This window comes from Lachnobacterium bovis DSM 14045, assembly GCF_900107245.1.
In the GTDB taxonomy this organism is placed as follows: Bacteria; Bacillota; Clostridia; order Lachnospirales; family Lachnospiraceae; genus Roseburia; species Roseburia bovis.
Genome location: NZ_FNPG01000052.1, coordinates 1 through 2447 on the forward strand (window position 1 = coordinate 1; position 2447 = coordinate 2447).

A 2447-nucleotide genomic window follows, 5' to 3' on the forward strand; every position below is an offset into this window, starting at 1 on the left:
TACAACAACGGAATGCTGATGAATGACTTGAATGGTATGTGGCCAAATCCAATTAAGTGGGTTAAGGATAAGACAAAAAAGGCTGCTAAGGCGGTTGGAGGTGTTGTTAAGAACGCTGGAAATTTTGTTAAGAGTCACAAAAGACAGATTATTGGTGGGGCAATACAGGGAGCAGCAATTTTTGGAGCAGCATTATTAGTTACGGCTACAGGTGGAACAGCAGCACCGTTAGTAGCTGTGGCAGCATCAGGATTTATTACTGGAGCAGGAATAGAGATGGGAAGTCAATATTCAAGTGGTAAGGATTTCAATAAAATGGACTATAAAGAAGTGGCTATACAAGGAGGAATTGGAGCGGCATTTTCGGTTTTGCCAGGAGCTGCTTCAGGGCTAAAGTGTTTAAGTAAAATTAATTCACACCATATAGAAGCTGCAGTAAGTGGCTTTATTGGAGCTGGAGCATCAGTTATTACTGATGTAAGAGAAGGCAAGAGTGGAGGTACTATTGCTAAAGATGCATTTAGTTCATTTGCAGCGAATGCAACTATTTCATATATTGGAAATCCAGTAAAAAAAATCGCAGAAAATCATACTAATGTGTCTGTTGAGGTGACAGAAGAAAATATTCAGACAATAGAAGAACAGATGCCTCTTCTTGATGCTAAAGAAGAGTATATAGCTAAATTAAAAAGAAAATTGAATAAGAAAGGATTAAGTAATAATAAAAAAGATAAGATAAGGGGTAAGATTCTAGATGCAAGGATAGAACTCCATAAATATAAACAACCAATACAAGAGATTAGCAAAGAAGTAGATGAAACACTAAATAAAAAGCTAAATAAATGGTTGGGATTTGAATCAACTCTAATTGATGGAATTGGATCAAGAGTTTCAGGTGATTTAACGAATATTTTTTCAATGGGATTAGATTCTGCTATTGGTTTTTATAATGCAGCACTGAAGGAATGTACTGAATAGAAAATTTTATTATTTCAGGAGGAAAATAAAATGAAAAGAGAAAGAAATAATGGTAATAAAATAGTTCATTTATATACTTCGGAATCTAATATAGAGGATACCTTGAAAGGTATGAAATTTATTTCCAAAGTTATGGGCTTTTATTTTCCAGCTGGATTTGGATTATATTCAGCGGTTGTATGGGATAAGGGCAATATCATTAATAGATTTGTAGATGGAGTAGCAATGTGTATTGTAATGGCTCTTCTTATGGGGTCTATTGTATTAGTAGGATATGGAATCGTTTGGATTGGAGTAAAGTTTCAAAGATTACTTATTCAAGTGGTTTTAGATGATATTGAAGAAAGTTATTTGAGTAAGGGAAGAAAAGAAATTCCATTAAAAGAATTGAAGTTTAAGGCATATAGAAGAAGTCCTTTAAGAAGATTTGATACTATAAAAGGGTTTAGAAATGGTAGTAAGTTATCATGTGTAAGAATATGTGAAGCACATATGCCTGATGAATTTTATGCATTGGTCTCAGATTTGACTTCAATGAATTTAATAGTTAATCCAGCTGAATTAAAAGAATTTAGTCCATATTATTATAAATTATTCTAAGGGAGTGAGATAAATGATAACACTTGTAGAAACGATTGTATGTATAGTTGCTATTATAGTTGCAATTTTTATTTTTTCTTGTTTGTTAAGAGTTGCAATGGCGCTTTATTACTCAGATAGTAAAATAAAAAGAATAATTTCAAGATTAATTTTTGTTTTAATAGCTTTTTGTTTGGTATATATTCATTTTTTTAGCGAAGAAATCAAATCCTAGTATTGCAGGAGCATCCGCGCTTGCAACTTTTATACTAGATATACTAGATAAATTTTTCAATAAAAAAATGAAGAAAAAATGATATTGAAGAATTAAATTCCGAAGAAAAAAAGACATATAGATAGATGTCTAAAATGGATAGAGATGAATAACAGAATATAGCAAATAAAAAATAAATGGAATCGCAAAGAATCACAAAGATTAAGGTTTTATATAGTTAAAAGCTATACTTTTAGATGAGTATGAAATTGAAAAGTCTTTGTGGTTCTTTTTTGCTTAAAGAGTTTGTATCAACACTGGCAAAAGAATCAACAGAGAAAAAAGCCAAAGGAATACCAGTCCTTTCAGAAGAGATCCACATTAGCCAGCTTCCAAAATATCCAGAATATGAAGAGATAGTTTCGCATACACAAAATACAACTACCAATATGAAAAGTTAGCATGAGACGTATATTATTTTTCAAAAGAGGGTAAATTATAACGTCAAGAAGATCAAAATGAGGTTGGAATCTCATTTAATTATGCTATAATGGATTGTGTTCGATGTAATTTAAGGTACAATAGAAATGCCATTTACCCTAAATAGATACGGCTATTGTTACAACAACGGAATGCTGATGAATGACTTGAATGGTATGTGGCCAAATCCAATTAA

At 31.7% G+C, this 2447-nt stretch carries 4 protein-coding genes; all 4 read left to right on the forward strand.

Annotated elements, in window-relative coordinates:
* Nucleotides 1-978: hypothetical protein (locus tag BLV79_RS12305; RefSeq protein WP_207645678.1), on the forward strand; the 978-nt coding region annotated here is incomplete at its 5' end.
* A gap of 30 nt (nt 979-1008) precedes the next feature.
* Nucleotides 1009-1578: a hypothetical protein gene (locus BLV79_RS12310; RefSeq protein WP_074719262.1), complete on the forward strand. Its 570-nt coding sequence runs from the start codon at nt 1009-1011 to the stop codon at nt 1576-1578.
* Between the two features lie 13 nt (nt 1579-1591).
* Complete coding sequence (locus tag BLV79_RS12315) at nt 1592-1792, forward strand: hypothetical protein (protein WP_074719263.1); 201 nt, start codon at nt 1592-1594, stop codon at nt 1790-1792.
* A gap of 236 nt (nt 1793-2028) precedes the next feature.
* Nucleotides 2029-2232 carry a hypothetical protein gene (locus BLV79_RS12320; protein WP_074719264.1) on the forward strand — a complete coding sequence of 68 codons (204 nt, stop codon included), beginning with the start codon at nt 2029-2031 and terminating at the stop codon, nt 2230-2232.
* The last annotated feature ends 215 nt before the right edge of the window (nt 2233-2447 follow it).